This is a genomic window from Achromobacter sp. UMC46 (assembly GCF_014170335.1).
Taxonomy (GTDB): Bacteria; Pseudomonadota; Gammaproteobacteria; order Burkholderiales; family Burkholderiaceae_B; genus Achromobacter.
The window spans coordinates 238,652-262,590 of the sequence record NZ_LZZS01000040.1 but is presented as its reverse complement, the minus strand read 5'-3'; the positions used below and the strand labels follow the sequence as shown (position 1 = coordinate 262,590).

Sequence of the window (23,939 nt, the reverse complement as noted above, 5' to 3'; positions counted from 1 at the left end):
ATCCGCCCCAGACTGCTGCCGGTACCGGGGCGCCGCCCGTCCGGCTGGGTTATCGTCACGCCTGACGAATCCCCTGAATTCCGCCATGCCCTCCCTGCCTACGCTGCGCCCCATCGCGCTCATCGCGCCCCGCCTGGACGCCGGGCCCGCCGGCCGCGCCATCCAGGCCTGCGCCGAACGCCTGGCGCCCGCCGGCTACTACCTGGCCGCCGGCCCCTGGCACGACGCCGACATGCTGCCCCAGCTGACCGTCCTGCGGCCTGCCGCGGCGCTCGTCATCGGCCCCTTGGACGAACCCGTCCTGCGGGCCGGGCTGGCCGCGCTGGAAATACCCGTGGTGGAAACCTGGAGCGCCTCGGCCCGGCCGCTGGACAGCGCCGTCGTGATCGACAATGAAGAAGCCGGCCGCGCGGCAGCCCGCCATCTGGCCGAAAAGCGCCATGCGATGGTGGCCTGCATCAGCGCCGACAACCCCTGGGAGCGCGCGCGGCGCGACGGCTTCCTGGGCTCGGCCGCCGGATTGGGCCTGGACCGGGTCGCCGATATCGTGCAGCCCGAAGTGCAGCAGATGAATGACGGCCGCATGGCTTTTCTGCGGCTGCTGGCCACCAACACGATTTTCGACGCGGTGTTCTGCACCTCGGACCTGCTGGCCGCCGCGGCGGTGTCGGAAGCGCACAACCGTGACCTGCACGTGCCTCAAGACCTGGCGGTGCTGGGTTTCACGGACGACGGCAGCGCGGCCCAATGGGCGCAAGGGCTGACGACGCTGGGCGTGGATGCCGCCGACCTGGGCAGGCGGGCGGCCCAATTGCTGCTGGACAGGTTGACGGGTGCCCGCGGCGCCGGCCAAGGCGATACCCTGGAAGCGGTGTTCGAGATGCGGCTCAGCACCTGAACGGGCTCAGCCCCCCCTCAAACCTCGTACAGCGCCGGGAAACCGCAGTCCTGCAGCATGGCGTTGGCTTCCTTCAGGAACGCCGGCGTGGACGTTTCCGGCACGCGAACCAGCCATTGCACCGCGTCCTGCTTCTGGCCGCGCAACAGCAGCAGGCGGCCCAGGTGGAACATGCCGCGGAAATCCCCGCCTTCGGCGCAACGCTGGTAGCAGTCGAAGGCGCGCTCCATGTCTTGCCCCACCACGTCGCCCGCTTCGTAGAAGCGCCCAACCACGCCGATCGATTTCACGTGGCCGGCCTGCGCCGCCTGCTGGTACAGGGCCAGCGCCGCGGCCTTGTTCTGCGTGACGCCGCCCCGGCCGCTGCGCAGCATGTGGGCATAGTTGTACATGCCCCAGTCCAGGCCGCGGTCGGCGGCCAGCCGGAACCAATAGGCCGCCACCGTATCGTCACGCGGCACGCCCCAGCCGTTCTCGTAGCAGCGGCCCACCATATTGATGGCCATCGGGTGATCGGCGTTGGCGGCGCGCTTGAACCACGCCAGGCCTTCTTCAGGCTGGCTGTCGACACCCACGCCGTCCAGCAGCATCTGCCCGTAGATGGTCTGCGCTTCGACCAGCCCGAGTTCGGCGGCCGCCCGGATCCAGGCGGCATAGTCTTCAGCCGGCCCTTCGCGCAGGCGCGCCAGCTGTTCGGGGGAGGTCGCGGCGACGTCGGCCGCGCTGTAGGTCTTCATGCGGGGTTCCTTGCGCGGCGCCAGGCGGCCGCCAGATTCTGCGCCAGCGCGTCGCCCACGTCGGCGGGCGCGCGCCGCACGCCACAGGCCGCCATGTCCACGGTGCGCAGCCCTTCGTAGCCACAGGGGTTGATGCCCAGGAACGGCGACAGGTCCATCGCCACGTTCAGCGAGACCCCGTGATAGGCCCGCCCATTGCGGATCTTGATGCCCAGCGCGGCGATCTTGGCCAGTTCGCCGCCTTCGGGGTCCGGCACGTACACGCCCGGCGCGCCGGGCTTACGGCAGGCGCCGCCGATCCCGTGCTGGGCCAGCGTGTCGATGACCGCGCCCTCCAGCAAGTTGACGTATTCCTTCACGTACATGTCCACGCGGCGCAGGTCGAACAACGCGTACGCCATCACCTGGCCAGGCCCGTGATAGGTCACCTGGCCGCCTCGGTCGCAATGGACAATGGGAATATTGCCGGGGTTCAGCACGTGCTCCGGCAGGCCGGCCTGCCCCAGGGTATAGACCGGCGCGTGCTCGCACAGCCAGATCTCGTCGGGCGTATCGGCGCCGCGCTGGTTGGTGTACGCCTGCATTTCCTGCCAGACCGGCAGATAGTCCGCCGGCCCCGCGAGCCACTTGATCACGGCAATCCCGATTACAGAACGATGGACACCATCGGGTGGCCGTGCAGCGCCTGGTAGAGGCTGTCCAGCTGTTCGCGCGAGGTCGCGCGCACGATGAAGGTCAGGCCCATGTAGTTGCCGCCCTTGCTGGGGCGCATCTCGACCGTCGCGGCATCGAAGCCCGGGTCGAACTTCAACACGACTTCGGTCAGCGTCTGCGCGAATTCGGGGTGCTGCTTGCCCATGACCTTGATGGGGAAGTCACTGGGATATTCGATGAGCGATTCTTCGGGCGGAATATGCATGATTTGCCTAGAGTGGTGGTTGCCCCTGAGTGTTCTTATATGGGGGCAAACGGTGCGTTGGCAAGTGTCCGCTGGGTGCTGGGCGGCCCTGGGGGCCGCCCGGGACAACGGTTTACAGCGCGGCGATGCGGGCATCATAACCCGCGCGCAATTGCTCGAAAACGGGGCCGGGCTTGCCGGAACCGACCGGTTTCCCGTCCAGCGAGACGATCGCCAGCACTTCCTTGGTGGCCGACGACAGCATCAGTTCATCAGCGGATTCCACCTCTTCCTGCGTGATGCGGCGGGCCTCGAAGGGCACGCCCGCCTGGGCCGCCAGTTCGCCCATCAGGCCATAGCGGATGCCTTCCAGGATCAGGTTGTTCTTTGGCGGCGCCAGCAGCTTGCCGCCCGAGACCACCCAGATATTGGTGGACGAGCCCTCGGTCAGGTAGCCGTCGCGGAACTGCACGACCTCGTCGGCGTTGGCGTCCACGGCCTGCTGCTTGGCCAGCACGTTGCCCAGCAGCGACACGGACTTGATCTCGCAGTGCAGCCAGCGTTCGTCGGGAATGCTGATGGCCGTCAAGCCCTGGGCGCGCTGCGCGGCCGGCGGCGGCGCCCACGCCGAGATCATGCCGAACACGGTGGGCACGACCGGCGTGGCCGGGAACTGGTGGTCGCGGCGGGCGACGCCGCGCGTCACCTGCAGGTACACGATGCAGGTGTCCAGATTCGTGCGCGCCAGCAGCTGCTCGACCAGGTCGACCCAGCCTTCGCGGTCGAACGGCTGCGCGATCCGCAAGGCGGCCAGGCTGCGGTCCAGACGGTTCAAGTGCTCCGTCATGCGGAACGCTTTGCCTTGGTAGACGGGGACGACTTCGTAGATGCCGTCGCCAAAAATAAAGCCGCGGTCGAGGACGGAGACCTTCGCCTCGTCCACACGCAGGAACTCACCGTTGAGATACACCTGGCTTTCGCCCGGCACGCCCGGAATCATGAGGCACTCCTGAATTGTCAAAAGCAAAGGACGAACCGCCAGTCCGTCCCAGAATGGAAAACGGGCGTTTCGCGCACGAAACGCCCGCTGCTAGCTTACACCCGCGGCCGCGCCCGTGGCGCGCCCGGTTGCGCGGTTACTGGAACCAGCGCTTGACGGTGTCGACCATGCGGCCAAAGAAGCCGGCGCGTTCGACGGCGTCCTGCACCACCAGCGGTTCGGTGCGCAGCACCTTGCCGTCCAGCGTGAACTGCAGCGTGCCGACCTGCTGGCCCTTGGCCAACGGCGCGATCAGCGGATCCGTGCGCTGCGCCACCGGCTTCAGGTCGCCGGCCTTGCCTCGCGGCACCGCGATCGACACCGGGTTGGGCGGGCCGAGCTTGACGCTTTCAGCCGTGCCTTCCCAGACGCGCGCATCGATGCCCGGCTGGCTCTTGTCGAACAGCTTCACGGTGTCGAAGTTCTGGAAGCTCCAGTTCAGCAGCTTCAGGCTTTCTTCGGCGCGCGTGGCTTCGCTGTCCGTGCCCACCACGACCACCAGGATGCGGCGGTCGCCGCGCACCGCGGTCGACACCAGGCAGTAGCCGGCCGAATCGGTGTGGCCGGTCTTCATGCCGTCCACCGACGGGTCGGCCCACAGCAGGCGGTTGCGGTTGGGCTGGGTGATCTTGTTGTAGGTGTAGCTCTTCTGCTTGTAGTAGTGGAAGAAGTCCGGGTGATCGGTGATCAGGTGCGACGACAAGGTGGCCAGATCGCGCGTGGACGTGGTGTGCTGCGGGTCGGGCAGGCCGGTGGCGTTCATGAAGTGCGTGCTCTTCATGCCCAGCCGTTCGGCTTCCTGGTTCATCAGCGACGCGAAGGCGGCTTCGCTGCCGCCCACGGCCTCGGCCAACGCCACGGAAGCGTCGTTGCCCGATTGCACGATCATGCCCTGGTTCAGCTCGTCGACGGTGACGGGCTTGCGCGGTTCGATGAACATGCGCGACCCGCCGGTACGCCAGGCGTGCTCGGACACAGGAACGGTCTGCTCCAGCGTCAGGCGCTTTTCGTCCAGCGCGTTGAACACGACGTAGGCCGTCATGATCTTGGTCAGCGACGCCGGTTCGACCTTCATATCGGGATTGGAAGCGGCCAGCGTCTGGCCACTGTTCACGTCGATCACGATCCAGGCCTTGGCCGCGATGGTGGGCGCCGGCACGGCCGATACATCCCCAACTGGCACCGCGCCCGAGGCCGTCGGGGCCGGCGCCGTGGCGCCTGCGGCAGCGGGCGCGGCGGCGGGAGCCTGTTGCGCCCAGACCGGCATCGAGGCCGCGAGCATCGCCGACAGCACCGCGCCGGACAGCAGGCGGCGGGTCAAGACAACGGGGGAGTGAGCGGAGTAAGGCAAATTCTTCATCGGCAACGTGGGTCCAGGAAAGACGCCCGCCGGCGCGGGGCTAATGGCTGACAATTATAGGCAGCCCATTGGGCCGGTCCGCCCCGTGCGGGGTTCCGCACGCATTTAAATCATGCAACCTGATGCAACCTGCGGCCTTGCCGCAACGCATCGCTCAGTCCAGCGCGACCTTCAGGCGCGCCTGCACCAGTTGGCGCAGCACCAGCAACTTGCCGTGGAAAAAGTGCGATGCGCCCGGCACCACCACCACCGGAATCGAGCGCGGACGCGCCCAGTCCATGGCTTCGGACAACGGCACGACTTCGTCTTCTTCGCCGTGCACCATCAGCGTATCGTCAGGAACCTGCACTTCATGCGACTGGAAGCGGTTCACGGCCGGCCCCATCAGCATCAGCGCCGACGGCAGCACGGCATCGCCGGCCTCGGCCAGCGCCGCATAGGTCTGCGCGGCCACCGCAGTGCCGAAGGAGAATCCGGCCAGCACCCACGGGGCACCCGCCAGTTCCGGGTGCAGCTCGCGCATCTGCGCCACCACGGCCAGCATGTCCTGCGTTTCGCCGACCGATTTGTCGAACGCGCCTTCCGACAGGCCCACGCCGCGGAAATTGGGGCGCACCGCCACCAGCCCATGCTGCACGCAAGCACGCGACAAGGTCGTGACCACCTTGTTCTCGCGCGCGCCGCCTTGCAGCGGATGCGGATGCAGGACCAGGGCCCAGCCCTGCGGCGTGCCGGCGGGCCAGTCGACGGCGCAATCGATGCGGCCGGCGGCCCCGGTAAAGGCGTGGGTATCAGTACGTGCTGCGGACATGGCGGAACTCGGCGTGCGGAAAAGGAAAGATGTTAACCGCCCGGCCGGGGCGTGGCGGCGGGAGCGGATGTGGCGCCGGCCAGCCATTGCGCCAGCTGGTCGGCGGCCTCGTCGGTGGCTTGCCGCAATGCCGCGACACCGCCTGCGGCATCCTGCGTGGCCGCAGGCACGCTCAGCTGGATGCGCTTCTGGTCCACCACGGCTCGGCCGTTGAGCAGCACCGCCTGCAGCAGGATGCGCCCCTCGCTGGACTGGCCGTCTTCGGCGTACACCTGCTCGAACTGCATCAGCGACAGCTGCAACTGCGGCATCTGGAGATTGACGCGGTCGGCCAGCACGGCCCCTTGGCGCGACAAGCGGTCCGTGATGCGCTGGCGCACCAGTTCCGACGGCGACGACGCCCAGCGGTAAGTCGCATAGGCCTTGGGTGCGGCGCTGTCGCCCACCCGCCAGATCACGCTGGTGTCCGACAGCGCCGGCACGGCCTGCAGGTTCAGCGCGATCGGGGCGCGCGCCGGCAACGCCGGCACGGGCTTGGTGTCCAGGCCCAGGTCGAACACGGAGGGCGGCGCCCCCACGCGGCCGATGCCGCAACCCGCCAGGGTCGTGGTCACGGTCAATGTCAGGATCAAAACGGCGCGACGCATCTTCATTTGGGCTGTCTCCCGAAGCCGGCGAATCCGGCCTCGCCGGGTCCGGGCGCAACTGGCGCCGGGCCGAACAAGAACGATTGCGGCGTGCTGTCGACACGGCGCAGGGTAACGGTCGCGCCGCGCGCGGCCGCGCTGATGTTGGCGGCCATGTTGGTCACGGCGGGCAGCGTTTCACCGTCCAGCCGCGCGGCGGCCAGAGCAATGTCGTTCAGGCTGCGCGTGGCCACGGACAAGGGCCCGTCGGGCGCGCTCAAACGCGCCAGCGACTGCCGCGCCTGTTGTGCCAGGTCGCCCATTTCGCGCGCGGCGCGGTCCGCCTGGCGCGAGGTGCTGCCCAGCGAATCGATCAGCGGGCCCAGCTTGGCCATCGTGGGCGCCAGATCGCGGCTGGCATCCTTCAGCGATTGCGTGATGTCGGTCGCGTTCTGCAGGCTGGCGGTCAGCGCCTGCACGTTCTGTTCGCTCAGCACGCGGCGCAACTGCTCGGTGACTTCTTCCACGTTGGAAATCAGCTTGCCGCCGCGCTGCTCGATGCGGTCGAGGAAACCCGGCCGCAACGGGATGGCGGCCGGATGTTCCGCGGAGGACGTCAGGCGCTTGAGGGACGTGCCGTCGTCGCGCAGCTCCACATTGGCCATGCCGGTCACGCCCTGCACGCCCAGTTCAGCCCAGGTCGACTCGGTGATCGGCGTGTTCGGTGCCACGCCGATGCGGATGCGCACCTGGCCCGGCTTGTTCGGATTCAGCGCCAGCGACTGCACCTTGCCGACCGGCACGCCCTGATAGCGCACGGCCGATTGCGGATTCAAGCCGCTGACCGCCGTGGCCGACACGATTTCGTACGTTTGCAGCTTGGTCCGGTCCCGGCCGATCCAGACGGCCACCAACGCGGCGGCGGCCAGCAAGACCAGCGTAAAGATACCGGCCATGAGCGCATGACTACGGTTTTCCATGATGCAACCCCTTCGGCGCCAGATCCCCAAGCGCGCGCAAACCGCGCTCGCCCAGGAAGAATGTGTGAATGAACGGGTGGTCGACCTTCAGTACTTCCGGCACCGTGTCGCACACGATCACCCGCTTGTCCGCCAGCACGGCGACACGCGTGGCCAACGCCAGCAGCGTGTCCAGATCGTGCGTCACCATGACGACGGTAAATCCCAACTGCCGGTGCAGGCTGCGCACCAGGTCCACGAATTCGTCCGACCGCAACGGATCCAGGCCGGCCGTGGGCTCGTCCAGGAACACCAGTTCGGGGTCCAGCGACAGCGCGCGCGCCAGCGCCACGCGCTTGACCATGCCGCCGGACAGGTCCGACGGCCGCTTGCCGGCGTCCTGCGCCGACAGGCCCACCATCGCCAGCCGGCACATGACGACGTCGCGCACCAGGTCTTCCGGCACCGTGCGCAGTTCGCGCAGCGGCAACGCCACATTGTCGAACACCGACAGCGCCGAGAACAGCGCCCCCGCCTGGAACAGCATGCCCCAGCGGTAGGACAGGCGCCGGCGTTCACCGGGCGACAGGTCGAACAGCGAATGCCCCAGCACCTTCACGACGCCGGCCGCGGGCTCGTCCAGGCCGATGATCTGGCGCAGCAGCACCGTCTTGCCCGTGCCCGATCCGCCCACCAGCACCAGGATTTCGCCCGGGAAGACGGTCAGGTCCAGATTGTCGTGGACCACGTGGTCGCCGAAAGCCGTGCGCAATCCGCGCACCGAGATGACGGGTTCGACCGTGACGCTGTCATCGGTGAACAAGCGGTGTTGGGCGGCGCCGCTCATCAGATGCCCACCGAACTGAAGATGATGGCATACAGCGCGTCCAGCAGGATCACGCCGGTGATCGACGTCACGACCGACGTGGTGGTGCCGCGGCCCAGGCTTTCCGTGTTGGGCTGGATGCGCAGGCCGAAGTGGCACGCGATCAGCGCGATCAGGATGCCGAAGGTCACGCCCTTCAAGATGCCGATCCAGTAATTGGTCAGCGATATCGCATCCGGCAGCGACGTCAGGAACCACTGCGCCGATACGCCCAGCTGCATCTGCGCGGCCAGCATGCCGCCCAGGATCGCCATGGCGTCCGTCCACAACACCAGCAGCGGCATCGTCACGGCCAGCGCGATCACGCGCGGCAGGATCAGCCGCTGCCCGTGCGAAATGCCCATCACCAGCATCGCGTCCAGCTCCTGCGTCACGCGCATGACGCCAATCTGGGCCGTGATGGCCGACCCGGACCGTCCCGCCACCAGGATGGCGGCCAGCACGGGGCCGAGTTCGCGCACGATCGACACGCCCAGGAGCCGCACGATGAAGCGGTCGGCCCCGATCATCTGGAGCTGCTGCGCCGACAGGTAGGACAGCACCACCCCGATCAGGAACCCGACCAGCGCCGTGATGCCCAGCGCCTGCGCGCCGGTGCGGTACACCTGCGCGGAAATCTCGCGCCAGGGGCCCAGCCGCGGACGGCGCAGCATGGCGCCCACGTCCAGCACCAGCTGGCCCAGCATGACCAGCAGCGCCCGGCCGTTCTCGGCGCCCTGGAAGATGGCGCCGCCCAGGGCGCGCACCCAGCCCCAGGATTCGGCTTTGGGTTCAGGGGCCCGGGCACCGCCCTTGTTCATGGCCAGCGCGTTGAAGACGTCTTGCTGGCCGGCCGACCAGCGCACCCGTTCGGGCAGCTTTTCGCCCCAGGCCTGCCAGATCAGCAACGCGCCGATAGTGTCCAGCCGGCTGATGCCGTGCAGGTCCCAGCGCACCCCGTCCTTGACCGCGCGGGCCAGCGCCGACCGCCGGCGGTCGACTTCGCCCGCCTCGGCCAGGGCCAGGACGCTCCAGTCGCCCGCCACATGGCAGGCGTTCCCGTCCTGGCGGAACGGCGCGGCGGTAGGCGCGGATGGAGCGGTTTGCGGCATGTAGGCGGGGGACGGATGCAAAATGTATCGCCAATCATAAACGCTGGAAGGCCTAAAGGCCGCGAGGGCCGGCCGCGTGCCCTACAATCGCCGCCATGTCCGATCACGTCCGCCCTATCGACCTGCCCGCGCCGGAAACCCTGGCCCGGGAGCTAGGCTCGCGCCTGCCCGCATTCCAAGACATTGCCTGGACAGGCAGCACCGGGTCGACCAACGCCGACCTGCTGGCCCGCGCCCGCACCGGCACAGGCGCCGGCAAGCCCTGGCTGCTGGGCACCCATCTGCAGGAAACCGGCCGCGGGCGCGCCGGCCGCCCCTGGCAGAACCGTTCGGGCTCCACGCTGATGTTCTCGTGCGCGTTCGACGTGCACCTGCCCGCCGCGCAACTGCCCGCGTTGTCGCCGCTGGCCGGCGTCGCCGCCTGCGAGGCCCTGCGCGCCGTGGCCGGCCCCGAGGCCCCGGGCCTGTGCATGAAATGGCCCAACGACGTCCAATGGCATGACGCCAAACTGGCGGGCGTGCTGGTGGAGACCACCCGCAACCCTGGCGGCCGCGAGGCCGGCTACACCGTCGTCATCGGCATGGGCGTGAACCTGACCGACGCGGCTGACCTGTCCCGCGCCCTGGGCCGCGAGGTCGCTGACTGGACCCAGGTGCAGGCCGGATCGCACTGCCTGGCCACCGCCGCCGACCTGGTCTGCGCCAGCGCCACGGCTTGGCACGAAGCCGTCCAGACGCTTGAACGCGACGGCTTCGCGGCGTTCCGGCAGCGTTTCGACCAGGTGGACGCCCTGGCGGGCCGCACGGTCAACGTGCTGGAGAAAGGCGATATCCTACTTAGCGGCGCCGCCAGCGGCGTGGACGAGCAAGGCCGCCTGCTGGTGCGCACGCCCGAGGGCGCCACACCGATTTCGGTCGGCGAAATTTCGATTCGACGCCAAGCATGATTATTCTCATCGACTCGGGCAACAGCCGCCTCAAAGTGGGTTGGCTGGACGCCAGCAACCCCGACATGCCGCGCGAACCGGCGGCGGTCGCGTTCGACGGCCTGGACCTGGATGCGCTGGACCGCTGGCTGGCCGCCCTGCCGCGCCGGCCGCTACGCGCGTTGGGCGTGAACGTGGCGGGCGACGCCCGCGGCACGGCCATCGCCGCCATCCTGCAAAAACACGGCTGCGCGGTCGCCTGGTCGCCCTCGCAGGCCCACACGCTGGGGCTCACCAACAGCTACCGCGTGCCGACACAGCTGGGCGCGGACCGCTGGGCCTCGCTGCTGGGCGTGCTGTCGCGCCTGCCCGGCGCGCACCCGCCCTTCGTGCTGGCCAGCTTCGGCACCGCCACGACGATCGATACCGTCGGCCCCGACAACGTGTTCGCCGGCGGCCTGATCCTGCCCGGCCCCGCCATGATGCGCACGTCGCTGGCCCATGGCACCGCCAACCTGCCGATCGCCGAGGGCCAGGTCGTGCCCTACCCGGTCGATACGCATGAGGCCATCGCCTCGGGCATCGCCGCGGCCCAGGCCGGCGCCGTCGTGCGCCAATGGCTGGCCGGCCGCCAGCGCTATGGCCAGACCCCGCAGATCTATGCGGCGGGCGGCGGCTGGCCCGAAGTGCATCAAGAGATTGAACGCTTGCTGGCCGACGCCGGCGGCGCGTTCGGCGCCGCGCCGGTGCCCGTCTACCTGGACCATCCCGTCCTGGACGGCTTGGCCGCGGTGGCGCGCGCCACCCTGGACACCAACGCCTGAACGAGGCCCGCCATGCGAGTGCTCTTCATCCTGATCTTGCTGGCCAATCTGTGGATGCTGGCGCTGGGCCAGGGCTGGATCGGCGTGCGGCCCGAAGACGAAGGCCGCGACACCCGCCGTTTCAGCCAGGAGCTGAACGCGGGCGCCGTGACCCTGGTTCCCCGGAAAACACCCTAGCGACGCCTCCCGGGCCCGCGCGTTTCACGCGCCACCGGTTCAATCCAGCCAGGGCGCCAACGCGTCCAGCGTCCGCCGCGTCGCCCCCGCATGCATGTCGAACCAGGCCCGTGCCGCCAGGCTGGCGGCTTGCCGGCGCGGCGTGTCGGCAAGCAAGGCCACGGCGGTGTCCACCGCCTGCCCCGCATCGGCCACGCGCCAGGCTGCGCCTGCGGCGATCGCGTCTTCGGCAGCCTGCTTGAAGTTGAACGTGTGCGGGCCGACGATGACGGGCACGCCGGCCGCGCAGGCCTCAATCAGGTTCTGGCCGCCCAGCGGCGCGAAGCTGCCCGCCACGATGGCCACGTCAGAGGCCGCGTAATAGAACGCCATCTCGCCCAGCGTATCGCCCAGCACCACCACGGTATCCGGACCAGGTTCGACACCTTCGCTACGCCGCACGAACGACAGCCCGGCCTCGGCCAACTGGCGGGCCGCCTCGTCAAAGCGCTGCGGATGCCGGGGAATCAATAGAAACAGCGGCGCGTCCGGCCCCCCGGCCGCTACGGCATGCCGCTTGATGGCGGCGATGAAACCGCTGTCTTCCCCTTCGCGGGTGCTGGCCACGGCCACCACCGGCCTGCCCGCTTGCGCCCGCCAGGCCCGCCCCGCCTGCACCTGCGGCGCCGGCAAGACCAGATCGAACTTCAGATTGCCCGTCACGATGGGCGTCGGCGCCCCCGCCTGCGCCAGTCTGGCGGCGTCCTCGGACGTCTGCGCCAGCACCCGGTCCAGGCCGGCCAGCGCCTCGCGCATCACGCTGCCCATCCGGCCCGCCTGACGTAGCGACGACGCCGAATAGCGGGCGCTGACCAACGCCATCGGCACCCGCGCGCGCCGGGCCGCGGCCAGCAGATTGGGCCAGATTTCGCGTTCGATCAGCAGGCCGCAGCGCGGCTGGTGGCTGTCCATGAAGCGGCGCGTCGCGCCAGGAAAGTCGTAAGGCAACCAGGTCTGGCGCAATTGCCCGCGGGCGATGGCCGCCGGGAACAGGCGCTGGCCTTCGGCGCGGCCGGTCGCCGTCATGTGGGTCAGCAGTACGGGCAAGCCGCGGTCCAGCAATGCCTGCAGCAGCGGCTGCGCGGCACGGGTCTCACCCAGGCTGACGGCATGCAGCCAGACGGGCTTCGTCCAGGACGGAAAAGACGGGGATGGCAGGGGGGACGGCGCCGCGGCGCGGCCGAACCGTTCCGGGGAGAAGATGCCCCACTGGCCGCCCGCGCGCCTGGCGCGATGGGCCATCCACAACCAGACCAGCGGCGACAAGGCCCGGAGCGCCAGAGAATAGACGCCGCGGTTCATGTCACTGGGCGGCCAATGCCTGCTCCACCGCCGCCATCACGGCCTCGCGCGACGGCGATGCGCCGCGGTCGCCCAGGCTGGCGGTGTAGTTCGAACCGACCAGCGGCGTGCGCACCGGCGTGGAAGCACGGTAGATGCCGATGGTGGGGCGGCCCAGCGCGGCGGACAAGTGGGTCAGGCCGCTATCGAGCCCCACCATCAGGCGCGAACCGGCCAGCAGGCTTGCCACCGCGGACAGCTCCATGCGAGGCATCACCTCGGCGCCGTCCATGCCGGCAACAAGCATCCGGGCACGCTCGGCTTCCTGGTCATTTCCCGCCAGCAATTTCAAGGTGCAGCCGGCCTCGCGCAAGCGGCGAAACACGGCGCGCCAATCCTCTTCTGGCCAGAGTTTGTCGTCGCGACTGGCCGACGGCATGATCACGGCGTACCCGCGATCGGTGTCCAGGTGATGCAAACGCGGCAGCTCGGTGGCGTTCAGCCCGTCGCTGCCGACCTCATGCATAGGGGTTGCGGGTTGCCCCGCCTGGCGCACGAAGTTCTGCAAACCGAAATCCGGCAAGCCGGCGTGCTGGTAGCCAAAGGTCAACCCCGCCAGCTTGCGCTGGCGGATCACCGCGGGCTGCCAGAATTCCACGCGATGGCGCACGTTGTAGAACAGCGACGCCAGCGGCTCGCGCGCCGAACGCCAATCCAATCCGTGCCGCACGCCGCGCGCCTGGCGCACCAGCCACGCGGATTTCAGCAGCGCCTGCATGTCCAGGACGATGTCGTATTGGGTGGAGCGCAAACGCTCTTTCAATGCCCTGCGTTCGGCACGCACCTGCGAGGACCACCAGGACTTGCGCCACCGGCGATGCGCGACTTTGATGACTTCGCTGACTGCGGGGTGCCAGGACGGAATCTCAGCGAATGCCTCTTCGACAACCCAATCGATCTGTGCGTCAGGCACATGCCGGGCAATATCGGTGATTGCCGGCAGCATGTGAACGAGGTCGCCCAGAGAGGACGTGCGAACAATGAGAATTCGTGTGGGCATGAGTAGGGATTCGTGCTTGGCGCCGCCCTCGACCCGATGGTGGCAAGCGCCGTTCAACGCAGCCCGCACTGTACAACAACATTGCCTTTCACAGCGATGCGCCCGGGCGGCCAGCCAATGCCTTCAAATTTCAAGGATGGCGGATTGCCGCGAGTGTCGGATCAATGCCGCTTCTTCTTCTTTACGATCATCCATTTCGGCATGCGGAACAGTACCAGGCGGCGGTAAAGCACGACATAAGTGGTGGAGAAAACCGCCGTGAAGAACATCAGCAGATAGGGCTGCTGCCAGAACAGCACGGCGGGAATAACCGCCAGCGACGACAGGAGCCACAAATAAGGAGACGTCATGGAATTACGCTGCGTCTGGTGGCGCATTTCCCGCGACCCGATCGCCCAACGCACCAGGCGCTTATAGATAAGCATGTGCAAGTGCACCCCGTCCGGCGCTCCGGGGGAACGGCCCCGCAGCCATTTTTTCCGATATATCGAAAACAAGGTCTCGAAGACGGGGTAAATGCACAGAAGCAGCGGAAACCAGGCGGATACTTCCGGGTGCCGCGCCAGCATCAGCACTGACAGTTCGCCAATAATGAACCCCAGGAAATAGGCGCCGCCATCTCCCAGGAATATGTGCCCATGGGGGTAGTTCCACACCAGAAAACCGATAACCCCGCCTAGCGTACTTAGGGCCACAATCAATAAAAATCGGTCGCCCAGATAAAACGAAACGTAGGCGAATCCCGCCAATATCATTGCGGACACCACGGCAGCCAAGCCGTTATATCCATCGATGATATTGATGGCATTGGCGGCACCACCAATAGCCACTGAAGTGAAAATCAGGGAAACAATGCCGAACTGCAACAACCAATCGATTCCGATAATGTCGACACGCGTTACTGCCGCATCAAGAAAATAAAACGCTATGCCTCCCGACAACATGGCCAATCCAAGCCGCACCAAGACCCGGACCTGCTTGGTCAGATCCTCGGCAAAGCCCCCCAGAAACGCCGGCATCGACGCCGCCAGCAATAAAACCATATTCGGAAGGACATCGGGTTCACGCACCGCGACCAGTGCACATGTGACCCCGGTGGCGATCAATAGCGAAAGCCCTCCGATACGGGGAACGGGGGCCGAATGGTACTTCTGCACGCCATCCAAATCGTGATCAGCCGTTAGGCCATCATGCCAAGAGCGGTAGCGAACGATCAGCAAGGTGGAGATAAGCGAAACCAGAAACGCTACAAGAACGTACAACATGGGAAAGCGTGCGCCGGAGGGGGAATTGGCGGGATTGTAGCGTCAGACACAGACAAGACATGAAAACAACATGGATAGTTTTGCAAAAGAGTGGAAACGCGGCTTGCAAAATAAAAGGGGCCTCCATCAAGCTCGAACGACCGGCTAAACTCGCGGTTTTGCAGAACGACTGAAACACCGTCGCCTCCTGGCCGGTGGGGAACAGCTGGACGCCCTTCTTCAGTATTAAGACGTATTCACAAAAATATGCTGCCTTTAGACCCCGCTGACCACGTGACCCTGCCGCAATTGCCAGAATGGCAGGCGTTTCGGTTCGCCGTCCAGAATGCCTCTTTCTGTACCGATGAGCTCCGTCTGGTGGAAGCCGCCGGCCTTACCATCGACCTGAGCGCTCACGTCACCTCCCCCGCGACCCGCGAGGCCGCCGCTGCGCTCCTCGCTGCGCGCGGTTTCGAGCAGGCTCGCAAGGCGCTGCTGGCCGGCGAGCACGTCAACAAGACGGAAGACCGCGCCGCCTGGCACACGATGCTGCGCGCCGCCGAACCCATCGACGCCGTCGCGCGCGAGCACCGGCGCGTGCGCGAATTCGTGCAACGGGCGGACGCTCAAGGCCAATGGAAGGCGGTGATTCACATCGGGATTGGCGGCAGCGACTGGGGCGTCCGGTTGGCGACCGACGCATGCAGCGGCAGCGGCGCACGCCGGACGTTGAAGTTCGTCGCAAACATCGATGGGCACGCGCTGGAAGACGCGATCCTGGGGTTGGACCCCAAAGACGCCCTGATCGTGGTGACATCCAAATCCTTCACCACCACAGAGACTCTCGCCAATCTGCGACGCGCCGTCGACTGGCTGACGCAGGCTGGCATTGAACGGCCCTACGATCAAGTCGTCGCCATTACCGCCCGCCCGGAGGCCGCGCGTGCATTGGGGGTTCCCGCCGCTCAGGTCTTTGAATTCTGGGATTGGGTCGGTGGCCGCTATTCATTGTGGTCGGCGGTCGGCCTGCCAGTCGCGATGGCGGTCGGCATCGACGTCATCGAAGGCATCCGCGAAGGCGCCGCCGCGATGGACGCCCATTTCGCCCAGGCCCCCATCGACGAAAACGCCCCGGCTCAGCTCGCGTTGGCTGGTGTAGCCAATCGCAGCGTGCTGGGCTATGGCTCGCTTAGCATCGCGGCCTATGACGCTCGGCTGCAATTCCTGGCCCCTTACCTGCAACAGCTGGACATGGAGTCGCTGGGAAAGTCCGTGGACATGGCGGGCAATCCCGTGGGCGTTTCCACCGGCCCCTCCGTCTGGGGCATGCCGGGGACCGACGGCCAGCACACGTTCTTCCAATGGCTGCATCAAGGCACGGACGGCGCGGCAGTCGATTTCATCATGTGCCGTGAAGCGGATCATCAGTGGACGGAGGAGCATGCCATGCTGCTGGCCAATTGCCTCGCGCAACGCCAGACGCTATTGCAGGGCACCTCGGCTGACGCGGACCGCACCGGCATGCTGGCCCAAGGCATGGCCCCGGACATGGCCGAATGGCTGTCCCGTCACCGCAGACATCAAGGCGGCAGGCCGTCGACGCTGATCGTGCTGCCCCGATTGACCCCTTACGCACTGGGCGCGCTATTGGCGCTCTATGAGCACAAGATCTTCGTTCAAGCGCTGATCTGGGGCATCAATCCCTTTGACCAGTGGGGCGTCGAAGCCGGCAAGAAGATGGCCAGCGGCATTTTGCAGGAGTTGCACGGGCAAGCCCGTAGCACGGCGCACGACCTGTCGACGCAACACTGGATTTCGGTGCTGACAGCGAGCCGGTGAGCCGCAGGGCCGGGCCCTCCTGGCCCCGGTAGCCAAACCCGCGGTTTGGGACGAGAATGTGCATATAACTCTTCTAAGGAGACTGCCATGCGCATTGCCGATGCCCAATGGATTCCTTCGACGCAACACCAGACCTGGGATGCGTTGACCGACCCGAGAGTGTTGCAGAAATGCATACCGGGCTGCGTGGAAGTCGCGATGCGCAGCCCCACCGAGTACGCCGTCACCTTGCGGGCCAACATCGCCGGAATCGACACCGACTACGAAGGCGAAATCCTCCTCTCCGATGTCAACGCCCCCGACAGCTGCACCCTGGTGTTCGAAGGCAAGGGCCGCGCGGCCTGCCTGGCCATCGGCACCGCCCAGGTCAACCTCAGCACCAAGGACCAGGGCACCCGCGTGGCCTATACCGTGGCCGGCATGGCGGGCGGCAAACTGGCCGAATGCGGCGAAGGCCTGCTGCTGAAAGCAGGCGACAAGATCATCCAGAAATTCTTCGCCGCCTTTATCGACCACATGGCCGTGCAGCCCCGCCTGGCGCCGCCGCCCCCTCCCCCCGAGCCCGAACCCCGTGGATTGTCCAATTCGCGCTGGTCCTGGGCGCTGGTGCTGCTGGTCGTCGTGGTGTTCCTGGGTTACCACTCGCTCTACAAGTGAAAACCCTAGTGGGCCGGTGATATCCTAGGCGGCATGACGCCGCCGCCATCACCGACCCCGCCAGCCACCGACCCCGCCCACTCCCGACGGGACCTCTTGATGGCCATGGCGGGCGTGTCGGCGACCGTGGTGCTGGCTGCCCTGGATTCCACCATCATCAGCACCACGCTGCCCCGCGTGGCCGAAGCGCTGGACGGCATGGCCCTCTATGCCTGGGTCGGCACCGGCTACCTGCTGGCCACGGCGGCCTCCATCCTGATCTTCGGCCGCCTGGGGGACATGTTCGGCCGCAAGCCCTTGATGCTGGTCTCGGTCCTGATCATCGCGCTGGGGTCTATCGCCTGTGGCCTGGCGCAGTCCATGACCCAGTTGATCGTGTTCCGGACGCTGCAGGGGGTAGGCGGCGGCATGATGATCGCCACTGCCTTCGCGGCGCCCGCCGACCTGTTCCCCGACGCCAAGCAGCGCGTGCGATGGATGGCGCTGGTGTCCGCCGCCTTCGCCATGGCCAGCGGCATCGGGCCGGTCCTGGGCGGCGCGGCCACGCAGGCGCTGGGCTGGCGCGCGGCGTTCTTCATCTCGCCCATCGCGGCGGCCGGCGCTTTCTTCCTGCTGGCGCGCTATTTCCCGCGCATCCGCCCCATCCACGACGGCAGCCGCAAGATCGACTGGGTAGGCGCCATCCTGCTGGTGCTGGCCGTGGGCGCGCCGCTGGCGGCGCTGGAACTGGCCTTTGCCCGCGGCGAGCATGCGCATCCGCTCCTGGGGGGCATGCTGGCGCTCGTCGGCGTGGCCGCCATCGCCATCCTGATCCCCACCGAACGCCGCGTGAAGTCCCCCATCTTTCCGCTGCGCGTGCTGGAGGCCCTGGATTCCCGCCTGCTGAACCTGGCCGCCATGATGGTCGGTGCGGTGATGTTCGTGCTGATCTTCTACAGCCCGCTGCTGCTGCAGCAGGTGCTGGGCTACACGCCCAGCGAGGCCGGCCTGCTGCTGACCCCGCTGGTCGCGGCGATCTCGGTCGGCAGCATCGTCAACGGCCGGCTGTTCCCCAAGCAGACCGAGCCGCAGCGCCTGATGGTGTTCGGCGCCCTGCTGCTGGCGGCCGGCTCGCTGATGGTGCTGCTGATTTCCCCGGGCACGTCGGCCTGGTGGATCCTTGCCGCCTTCTTCGTCAACGGCTGCGCGCTGGGCTTCCTGCTGCCCAACCTGACGCTCTTCATGCAGATGCTGAGCGAACGCCGCGACGTGGGCGTGGCCTCGGCGCTGGTGCAGACCACGCGCGCCATCGGCAGCGCGCTGGGCACGGCGGTCGTCGGCATCATCATTTCGCACAGCACGGTACTAAACGGAGTGCGGGCCGGCCTGGTCCTGTGTATTGTGCTGTCGCTTGCCTGTGCGCTGCTGGCGTATCGGGTCAAGATGAAGAATCTGGTCACCGCCCGGAAATAGAAATCGCTCCGGGTGGTGACTCCTGGCATCACCCCAGACATCACCCAAGACACGCCTCCGAGGCGAACCCGAGACAAACCATGCGTCAACGCAATCTGCTGGACCTGCTGCTGCTTGCGGCGGTCTGGGGCGGCTCCTTCCTGTTCATGCGAGTCGCGGTCGGCGATTTCGGTCCGATCGCGCTGATCGAGCTGCGCGTCGGCCTGGCCGCGCTGTTCCTGCTGCCGGCCGCCCTGTGGCGCGGCAAGCTGCCGGTGATCGCCCGGCACTGGAAGGCGCTGCTGGTGGTCGGCACCCTGAACGCCGCCGTGCCCTTCCTGCTTTACGCCTACGCGGCCCAGTCGCTCGGCGCCGGATTCCTGTCGGTAGCCAATGCGGTGACGCCCGTGTGGGGCGCGGTCGTGGGATGGCTCTGGCTGAAGGACAAGCTGCCCTGGATGCGTTCGCTGGGCTTGATGATCGGGCTGCTGGGCATCATCGTGCTGGTGTGGGACAAGCTGAATTTTCAGGCGGGCGGCACCGGGCCCGCCGTGCTGGCCGCCGTATCGGCGCCCATCTTCTACGGCATCGCCGCCAATTGGACCAAGCGCTTCCTCGGCGGCGTGGATGCCCTGGCCAGTGCCACCGGCAGCATGATCGCGGCCTCGCTCGTGCTGCTGCCCCTGGCGATCTCGGCCTGGCCCGAGGCGCCCGCATCGACGGCCGCCTGGATCTCCACGATTCTGCTGGCCGTCGTGTGCACCGGCGCCGCCTATATCGTCTTCTTCCGCCTGATCGCCAACGTCGGCCCCACCGGGGCGGTCAGCGTGACCTTCCTGGTGCCGATCTTCGGCGTGGTGTGGGGCGCCTGGTTCCTGGACGAAAGCATCACGCCGTCCATCGCGGTGGGCGCCGCCATCATCCTGGTCGGCACCGCCTTGGCGCTGGGCCTGATCAAGCGCCGCGCCTAGGTCTCGCACTCAAGCCTCGTGCTTGATCCACGCTTTCAATACTTGTCCGACGTGCCCGTCAGCGCCACGCCGATGCGCAGCAGCGTGTAAGACGCCGCATCCACCCAGCGCCGCACCCATCCCCGGCGCTGGTACTCCAGCGGCCGGATGAAGCGCCCGCCTTCGCGGATGGCCGTCTCCAGGCGTTCCTGCAAGTCCCAGGCGAAAGGCTGGTCGTCCACGACCACATTGGCCTCGCGCGCCAGCAGCAGGCTGAACGGGTCCAGGTTGGACGAGCCCACGGTAGCCACGTTGTCGATCACCGCGACCTTGGCGTGCAGGTAGCTGGGCATGTATTCGTAGATCTCGATGCCGTCGCGCAGCAGCTGGTCGTACAGCGACCGGGTGGCGTGGTACTGCATGCGGTATTCGACCTTGCCTTGCAGCAGCAGCCGCACCCGCACGCCGCGTGCGGCTGCTTTTGCCAGCGCGCGGCGGAACTGGCGACCCGGAAAGAAGTACGCGTTGGCGATGAGGATGTCGCGGCGCGCCTGCGTGATGCCGTACAGGTAGGCGCGTTCGAACGTCTGCCGGTAGCGCAGGTTGTCGCGCAACACCAGCGCCGCCCGCAGCGTGCCGCACGGGGCCACCGGCGCGTGGTGCGGCTTGGTCAGCCGCATGCGGTTCCAGTCGCGCGGATGGCGACGCAGGCGCGCCCAGTTCAGGCGCACCCACAGCAGGTCTTGCGCGTAGGCCGCATCGGTGACCAGCGGCCCTTCCACCTGCACGGCGAAATCGAAGCGCGGCGCCGAAATGCCGTCCGTAGGATCCAGGTCGTCGTAATCGTCGATGACGTTGATGCCGCCGACGAACGCAATGCGTCCGTCCACGATGGTGACTTTCCGATGCAGTCGTCGCAGACGGCTGCGCGACGGGATCAGGCGGGCGAACCAGCGCGGTTCGGGCCGGAAAATACGGCATTGCGCGCCCGCTTCCAGCAACCGGTCACGCACCGCGATCACGCTTTCGGCGCTGCCGAACCCGTCCAGCACCACGCGCACCTTCACGCCACGCCGGGCCGCGGCCGTCAGGCATTCCAGCACGCGCGAGCCGGTGCGGTCCACCATGAAGATGTAGGTTTCCAGATGCACACTGACCTGGGCGGCATCGATAGCCTGGCATAGCGCGGGAAAAAAGTCCGTGCCGTTCTGCAGCAACCGGATGCTGTTGCCGTCGGTCCATTCCAGCTTGACCTGCTCGGCCTTCACGGGAGTTCCAGCTCCGCCAGTAAGGGGGAGTGATCGGACATCCGCGCCCATTCGCGGCCGCGCAGCACGCGCGCGCTGCGCACGGCGAAGCCGCGCTGATAGATCCTGTCCAGGCGGAACCAGGGGAAGACGGCGGGAAAGGTGCGGGGCGGCGGCAGCAACAGGCGCGAGCTGCCCTCCATGCCCAATTGGTTATTGCGTTCCATGACGGACAAACCGCTATTGGGCAGGCCCCGCAGCGCATTGCTCAGCCGCTTGACCGAATCGCGCAGGCGCGGCAGTTCGCCGCCGTGGCTGCGCGGCGCGTGGGAAAACACTTCATACAGCCCCAGCTGCTGCACGAAAAGCGGCGCCAGGCGGTCGTTCCAGTCGTTGAAATCACCCGCGATCAGGATGGGTTCGCCGTCGGGCACCATGCGCCGGATGCGTTCAGTCAGCGCCAGGACCTGGCGGCTGCGGCTGCCGGCGAACAGGCCCAGGTGCACCACGAAGCAATGCACTGCGCGGCCATCGAGCTCGACGCGCGCATGCAGCAGGCCGCGCTGCTCCAGTCGGTGATCGGAGATGTCCAGGTTTTCGTGGTCAAGGATGGGATAGCGCGACAGCAGCGCGTTGCCATGGTCGGTCGCGTGCCGGATGGCGTTGCGGCCATAGGCCACATCCAGCCGCAAGGCGGCGGCAAGGGATTCGTGTTGGGCGTCGAGCAGGGATTTCTGCTCGTTGCGGCCTTGGACTTCCTGCAGGAAGACCAGATCGGGGCGCAGGCCGTAGAGCCCTAAGCGCAGTTCATTCAGGGAGTCGCGCCGGCCTAATGCCGAACGGCCCTTGTGAATGTTGTAGCTGACGACACGGATGAGCGACATAAAAGCGATGGCGCCTTTGAAAGCAGAGGAACCACTAGCCAGGCCCAAGAGCGGCCCTGGCAAGCACCGCCGGAAAGCGGCGTTTGCCAGATTACTCCAATTCAGCGAACCCTTGCCGCAACAAAAAGATGCTCACCGCAAGGCCTGCTGCTCAAAGAGCGCAGCACTCCGCAAGCAAGTACCCTGGCGACCCGGGCCGCCGAGGATCCGGCTCCGCCGGTCCCGCGAGGCGCCCCCCTGGGGGGGAGGCGCCCCCCGGCGCCTCGGGGGGGGTTACTTCGTTTCGACGTTACGCAACCGGATGTGCAATTCGCGCAGTTGCTTTTCATCGACTTCCGACGGCGCTTGCGTCAGCAGATCCTGCGCGCGCTGCGTCTTCGGGAAGGCGATCACGTCGCGGATCGATTCGGCGCCGGTCATCATCGTGACGATGCGGTCCAGGCCAAAGGCGATGCCGCCGTGCGGAGGCGCGCCGTACTGCAGCGCGTCCAGCAGGTAGCCGAACTTCTCGCGGGCTTCCTCAGCGCCGATCTTCAGCGCGCGGAACACCTTGCTCTGGACTTCTTCGCGGTGGATACGGACCGAACCGCCGCCGATTTCCCAACCGTTCAGCACCATGTCGTAAGCCTTGGCGAACGCCTTGCTGGGATCGGTTTCCAGGAAGTCTTCGTGGCCATCCTTCGGGCTGGTGAACGGGTGGTGGGCGGCGGTGTAGCGGCCGTCTTCCTCGTCGTATTCGAACATCGGGAAGTCAACCACCCACAGCGGCTGCCAACCGGCTTCGAACAGGCCGGTCTTCTTGCCGAATTCGCTGTGGCCGATCTTCACGCGCAGCGCGCCGATGGCGTCGTTGACGACCTTCTCGCGATCCGCGCCGAAGAAAATGATGTCGCCGTCTTGCGCGCCGGTGCGCTTGACCAATTCGGCCAGCGCGGCGTCGTGCAGGTTCTTGACGATGGGCGATTGCAGGCCGTCGCGGCCCTTGGCCACTTCGTTGACCTTGATGTAGGCCAGGCCCTTGGCGCCGTAAATGCCGACGAATTGCGTGTAGCCGTCGATTTCGCTACGCGACATTTCCGCACCGCCGGGCACGCGCAGGGCGACCACGCGGCTGCCGGGCGCCGTGGCGGCGGCGGCGAACACCTTGAAGTCCACATCGCGCATCACGTCGGTGATGTCGGTGAATTCGAGCTTCACGCGCAGGTCCGGCTTGTCCGAACCGTAGCGGCGCATCGCTTCCGTCCACGGCATGATCGGGAACGGCTGGGCCAGGTCGACGCCCTGCACCACCTTGAACACGTGGCGGATCAGGTTTTCAAAGATTTCACGGATCTCGAATTCGTTCAGGAACGAGGTTTCGCAGTCGATCTGGGTGAATTCGGGCTGACGGTCAGCGCGCAGGTCTTCGTCGCGGAAGCACTTGGTGATCTGGTAGTAGCGGTCGAAGCCCGACACCATCAGCATCTGCTTGAACAGCTGCGGCGACTGCGGCAGCGCGAAGAAGTGGCCGGCGTTCACACGCGAGGGCACCAGGTAGTCGCGCGCGCCTTCCGGCGTGCTCTTGGCCAGCATCGGGGTTTCGATGTCGATGAAACCCAGCTGGTCCAGGAACTTGCGGGTCTCGATCGACACGCGGTAGCGCAGCATCAGGTTGCGCTGCATCTGCGGACGGCGCAGGTCCAGCACGCGGTGCGTCAGGCGGGTCGTTTCCGACAGGTTGTCGTCGTCCAGCTGGAACGGCGGCGTGACCGACGCGTTCAGGATCTCGACTTCCTTGCAGAGTACTTCGATTTCACCGGACGCCAGCTCGCTGTTGGCGGTGCCGGCCGGACGCTCGCGCACCAGGCCGGTGACGCGGACGCAGAATTCGTTGCGCAGGCGCTCGGCGGTGGCGAAGGCGGCGTTGTCCGGATCGAACACGATCTGGGCCAGGCCCGCGCGGTCGCGCAAGTCGATGAAGATGACCCCGCCGTGGTCGCGGCGGCGGTTCACCCAGCCGTACAGGGTGACGGTCTGGCCGAGATGGTCACGGCAAACCTGGCCGGTGTAGCAGGTACGCATGCGGGATGACTCCG

Annotated in this window: 24 protein-coding genes; 8 read left to right on the top strand and 16 right to left on the bottom strand. The window is 67.0% G+C overall.

Annotation, left to right across the window (positions count from 1 at the left end):
• Window positions 1–85 precede the first annotated feature (85 nt).
• Window positions 86–898 (top strand): substrate-binding domain-containing protein, encoded by an 813-nt coding sequence (locus A9973_RS29750; RefSeq protein WP_183017151.1) that lies wholly within the window; start codon window positions 86–88, stop codon window positions 896–898.
• Window positions 899–915: 17 nt separating this feature from the next.
• Here A9973_RS29750 and A9973_RS29745 read toward each other — a convergent pair whose 3' ends face one another.
• The 10 genes from A9973_RS29745 to A9973_RS29700 form a co-directional block, all read right to left on the bottom strand.
• Entirely contained in the window at window positions 916–1,635 is a 720-nt protein-coding gene (locus A9973_RS29745) for a tetratricopeptide repeat protein (protein WP_183017150.1), read from the bottom strand.
• Complete coding sequence (gene lipB / locus A9973_RS29740; protein WP_183017149.1) at window positions 1,632–2,270, bottom strand: lipoyl(octanoyl) transferase LipB; 639 nt, start codon at window positions 2,268–2,270, stop codon at window positions 1,632–1,634. Before lipB ends, A9973_RS29745 begins: the two co-directional genes overlap by 4 nt.
• Window positions 2,271–2,281: 11 nt before the next feature.
• Entirely contained in the window at window positions 2,282–2,554 is a 273-nt protein-coding gene (locus tag A9973_RS29735) for a YbeD family protein (RefSeq protein ID WP_183017148.1), read from the bottom strand.
• A 112-nt stretch (window positions 2,555–2,666) separates the two neighbouring features.
• The gene (locus A9973_RS29730) at window positions 2,667–3,533 is read right to left on the bottom strand and encodes a D-amino acid aminotransferase (protein WP_183017147.1); all 867 of its coding nucleotides are present in this window, start codon (window positions 3,531–3,533) and stop codon (window positions 2,667–2,669) included.
• Between the two features lie 136 nt (window positions 3,534–3,669).
• Window positions 3,670–4,932 (bottom strand): D-alanyl-D-alanine carboxypeptidase family protein, encoded by a 1,263-nt coding sequence (locus A9973_RS29725; RefSeq protein ID WP_183017146.1) that lies wholly within the window; start codon window positions 4,930–4,932, stop codon window positions 3,670–3,672.
• Window positions 4,933–5,086: 154 nt separating this feature from the next.
• Window positions 5,087–5,743, bottom strand: a complete 657-nt coding sequence (locus A9973_RS29720; protein ID WP_183017145.1) for an alpha/beta hydrolase — start codon at window positions 5,741–5,743, stop codon at window positions 5,087–5,089.
• 32 nt (window positions 5,744–5,775) lie between these two features.
• Window positions 5,776–6,396, bottom strand: coding sequence for an ABC-type transport auxiliary lipoprotein family protein (locus tag A9973_RS29715; RefSeq protein WP_183017144.1), 621 nt, complete (start codon window positions 6,394–6,396; stop codon window positions 5,776–5,778).
• Window positions 6,393–7,349 (bottom strand): MlaD family protein, encoded by a 957-nt coding sequence (locus A9973_RS29710; RefSeq protein WP_183017143.1) that lies wholly within the window; start codon window positions 7,347–7,349, stop codon window positions 6,393–6,395. The genes A9973_RS29715 and A9973_RS29710 overlap by 4 nt, the downstream gene beginning before the upstream one ends.
• Window positions 7,336–8,175, bottom strand: a complete 840-nt coding sequence (locus A9973_RS29705; RefSeq protein ID WP_183017142.1) for an ABC transporter ATP-binding protein — start codon at window positions 8,173–8,175, stop codon at window positions 7,336–7,338. The genes A9973_RS29710 and A9973_RS29705 overlap by 14 nt, the downstream gene beginning before the upstream one ends.
• On the bottom strand, window positions 8,175–9,305 hold the full coding sequence (locus tag A9973_RS29700) for an ABC transporter permease (RefSeq protein WP_183017141.1): 1,131 nt from the start codon (window positions 9,303–9,305) through the stop codon (window positions 8,175–8,177). The genes A9973_RS29705 and A9973_RS29700 overlap by 1 nt, the downstream gene beginning before the upstream one ends.
• Before the next feature lie 95 nt (window positions 9,306–9,400).
• Between A9973_RS29700 and A9973_RS29695 the strand changes: the two genes are divergently transcribed.
• From A9973_RS29695 to A9973_RS29685, 3 genes are read left to right on the top strand one after another with little or no spacing between them, the layout of a single operon-like run.
• A complete protein-coding gene (locus tag A9973_RS29695; protein ID WP_183017140.1) occupies window positions 9,401–10,252 on the top strand; it encodes a biotin--[acetyl-CoA-carboxylase] ligase in 852 nt (283 codons plus the stop codon).
• Entirely contained in the window at window positions 10,249–11,055 is an 807-nt protein-coding gene (locus tag A9973_RS29690; RefSeq protein ID WP_183017139.1) for a type III pantothenate kinase, read from the top strand. Before A9973_RS29695 ends, A9973_RS29690 begins: the two co-directional genes overlap by 4 nt.
• A 12-nt stretch (window positions 11,056–11,067) precedes the next feature.
• Window positions 11,068–11,232 carry a hypothetical protein gene (locus A9973_RS29685; RefSeq protein WP_183017138.1) on the top strand — a complete coding sequence of 55 codons (165 nt, stop codon included), beginning with the start codon at window positions 11,068–11,070 and terminating at the stop codon, window positions 11,230–11,232.
• Window positions 11,233–11,271: 39 nt separating this feature from the next.
• Here the strand turns inward: A9973_RS29685 and A9973_RS29680 are convergent, their stop codons facing one another.
• The 3 genes from A9973_RS29680 to A9973_RS29670 form a co-directional block, all read right to left on the bottom strand.
• Window positions 11,272–12,573 carry a 3-deoxy-D-manno-octulosonic acid transferase gene (locus A9973_RS29680; RefSeq protein ID WP_183017137.1) on the bottom strand — a complete coding sequence of 434 codons (1,302 nt, stop codon included), beginning with the start codon at window positions 12,571–12,573 and terminating at the stop codon, window positions 11,272–11,274.
• Between the two features lies 1 nt (window position 12,574).
• On the bottom strand, window positions 12,575–13,612 hold the full coding sequence (gene waaC, locus A9973_RS29675) for a lipopolysaccharide heptosyltransferase I (protein WP_183017136.1): 1,038 nt from the start codon (window positions 13,610–13,612) through the stop codon (window positions 12,575–12,577).
• Between the two features lie 161 nt (window positions 13,613–13,773).
• On the bottom strand, window positions 13,774–14,877 hold the full coding sequence (locus A9973_RS29670) for a glycosyltransferase family 4 protein (RefSeq protein ID WP_183017135.1): 1,104 nt from the start codon (window positions 14,875–14,877) through the stop codon (window positions 13,774–13,776).
• A gap of 246 nt (window positions 14,878–15,123) precedes the next feature.
• On the opposite strand from A9973_RS29670, the gene pgi reads away from it, so the two are divergent.
• The 4 genes from pgi (at window position 15,124) to A9973_RS29650 (ending at window position 19,754) form a co-directional block, all read left to right on the top strand.
• Complete coding sequence (pgi, locus tag A9973_RS29665; RefSeq protein WP_183017134.1) at window positions 15,124–16,695, top strand: glucose-6-phosphate isomerase; 1,572 nt, start codon at window positions 15,124–15,126, stop codon at window positions 16,693–16,695.
• 87 nt (window positions 16,696–16,782) lie between these two features.
• A complete protein-coding gene (locus tag A9973_RS29660; RefSeq protein WP_183017133.1) occupies window positions 16,783–17,352 on the top strand; it encodes a carbon monoxide dehydrogenase subunit G in 570 nt (189 codons plus the stop codon).
• 99 nt (window positions 17,353–17,451) lie between these two features.
• The gene (locus tag A9973_RS29655; protein WP_255469338.1) at window positions 17,452–18,804 is read left to right on the top strand and encodes an MFS transporter; all 1,353 of its coding nucleotides are present in this window, start codon (window positions 17,452–17,454) and stop codon (window positions 18,802–18,804) included.
• An 80-nt stretch (window positions 18,805–18,884) separates the two neighbouring features.
• Window positions 18,885–19,754 carry a DMT family transporter gene (locus A9973_RS29650; RefSeq protein ID WP_183017131.1) on the top strand — a complete coding sequence of 290 codons (870 nt, stop codon included), beginning with the start codon at window positions 18,885–18,887 and terminating at the stop codon, window positions 19,752–19,754.
• A 35-nt stretch (window positions 19,755–19,789) separates the two neighbouring features.
• On the opposite strand, the gene clsB is transcribed toward A9973_RS29650, so the two are convergent.
• From clsB to aspS, 3 genes are all read right to left on the bottom strand, one after another.
• Complete coding sequence (clsB, locus tag A9973_RS29645) at window positions 19,790–21,001, bottom strand: cardiolipin synthase ClsB (protein ID WP_183017130.1); 1,212 nt, start codon at window positions 20,999–21,001, stop codon at window positions 19,790–19,792.
• The gene (locus A9973_RS29640) at window positions 20,998–21,864 is read right to left on the bottom strand and encodes an endonuclease/exonuclease/phosphatase family protein (RefSeq protein WP_183017129.1); all 867 of its coding nucleotides are present in this window, start codon (window positions 21,862–21,864) and stop codon (window positions 20,998–21,000) included. The genes clsB and A9973_RS29640 overlap by 4 nt, the downstream gene beginning before the upstream one ends.
• 273 nt (window positions 21,865–22,137) lie before the next feature.
• Window positions 22,138–23,925 (bottom strand): aspartate--tRNA ligase, encoded by a 1,788-nt coding sequence (gene aspS / locus A9973_RS29635; RefSeq protein WP_169273434.1) that lies wholly within the window; start codon window positions 23,923–23,925, stop codon window positions 22,138–22,140.
• Between the last annotated feature and the right edge of the window lie 14 nt (window positions 23,926–23,939).

Excerpts from the sequence above, each read along its gene's own strand:
- A9973_RS29750 (WP_183017151.1), top strand. The coding sequence starts at position 86 with ATGCCCTCCCTGCCTACGCTGCGCCCCATCGCGCTCATCGCGCCCCGC.
- A9973_RS29745 (WP_183017150.1), bottom strand. The coding sequence starts at position 1,635 with ATGAAGACCTACAGCGCGGCCGACGTCGCCGCGACCTCCCCCGAACAG.
- A9973_RS29735 (WP_183017148.1), bottom strand. The coding sequence starts at position 2,554 with ATGCATATTCCGCCCGAAGAATCGCTCATCGAATATCCCAGTGACTTC.
- A9973_RS29730 (WP_183017147.1), bottom strand. The coding sequence starts at position 3,533 with ATGATTCCGGGCGTGCCGGGCGAAAGCCAGGTGTATCTCAACGGTGAG.
- A9973_RS29725 (WP_183017146.1), bottom strand. The coding sequence starts at position 4,932 with ATGAAGAATTTGCCTTACTCCGCTCACTCCCCCGTTGTCTTGACCCGC.
- A9973_RS29720 (WP_183017145.1), bottom strand. The coding sequence starts at position 5,743 with ATGTCCGCAGCACGTACTGATACCCACGCCTTTACCGGGGCCGCCGGC.
- A9973_RS29715 (WP_183017144.1), bottom strand. The coding sequence starts at position 6,396 with ATGAAGATGCGTCGCGCCGTTTTGATCCTGACATTGACCGTGACCACG.
- A9973_RS29710 (WP_183017143.1), bottom strand. The coding sequence starts at position 7,349 with ATGGAAAACCGTAGTCATGCGCTCATGGCCGGTATCTTTACGCTGGTC.
- A9973_RS29705 (WP_183017142.1), bottom strand. The coding sequence starts at position 8,175 with ATGAGCGGCGCCGCCCAACACCGCTTGTTCACCGATGACAGCGTCACG.
- A9973_RS29700 (WP_183017141.1), bottom strand. The coding sequence starts at position 9,305 with ATGCCGCAAACCGCTCCATCCGCGCCTACCGCCGCGCCGTTCCGCCAG.
- A9973_RS29695 (WP_183017140.1), top strand. The coding sequence starts at position 9,401 with ATGTCCGATCACGTCCGCCCTATCGACCTGCCCGCGCCGGAAACCCTG.
- A9973_RS29690 (WP_183017139.1), top strand. The coding sequence starts at position 10,249 with ATGATTATTCTCATCGACTCGGGCAACAGCCGCCTCAAAGTGGGTTGG.
- A9973_RS29685 (WP_183017138.1), top strand. The coding sequence starts at position 11,068 with ATGCGAGTGCTCTTCATCCTGATCTTGCTGGCCAATCTGTGGATGCTG.
- A9973_RS29680 (WP_183017137.1), bottom strand. The coding sequence starts at position 12,573 with ATGAACCGCGGCGTCTATTCTCTGGCGCTCCGGGCCTTGTCGCCGCTG.
- waaC (WP_183017136.1), bottom strand. The coding sequence starts at position 13,612 with ATGCCCACACGAATTCTCATTGTTCGCACGTCCTCTCTGGGCGACCTC.
- A9973_RS29670 (WP_183017135.1), bottom strand. The coding sequence starts at position 14,877 with ATGTTGTACGTTCTTGTAGCGTTTCTGGTTTCGCTTATCTCCACCTTG.
- pgi (WP_183017134.1), top strand. The coding sequence starts at position 15,124 with ATGCTGCCTTTAGACCCCGCTGACCACGTGACCCTGCCGCAATTGCCA.
- A9973_RS29660 (WP_183017133.1), top strand. The coding sequence starts at position 16,783 with ATGCGCATTGCCGATGCCCAATGGATTCCTTCGACGCAACACCAGACC.
- A9973_RS29655 (WP_255469338.1), top strand. The coding sequence starts at position 17,452 with ATGGCCATGGCGGGCGTGTCGGCGACCGTGGTGCTGGCTGCCCTGGAT.
- A9973_RS29650 (WP_183017131.1), top strand. The coding sequence starts at position 18,885 with ATGCGTCAACGCAATCTGCTGGACCTGCTGCTGCTTGCGGCGGTCTGG.
- A9973_RS29640 (WP_183017129.1), bottom strand. The coding sequence starts at position 21,864 with ATGTCGCTCATCCGTGTCGTCAGCTACAACATTCACAAGGGCCGTTCG.
- aspS (WP_169273434.1), bottom strand. The coding sequence starts at position 23,925 with ATGCGTACCTGCTACACCGGCCAGGTTTGCCGTGACCATCTCGGCCAG.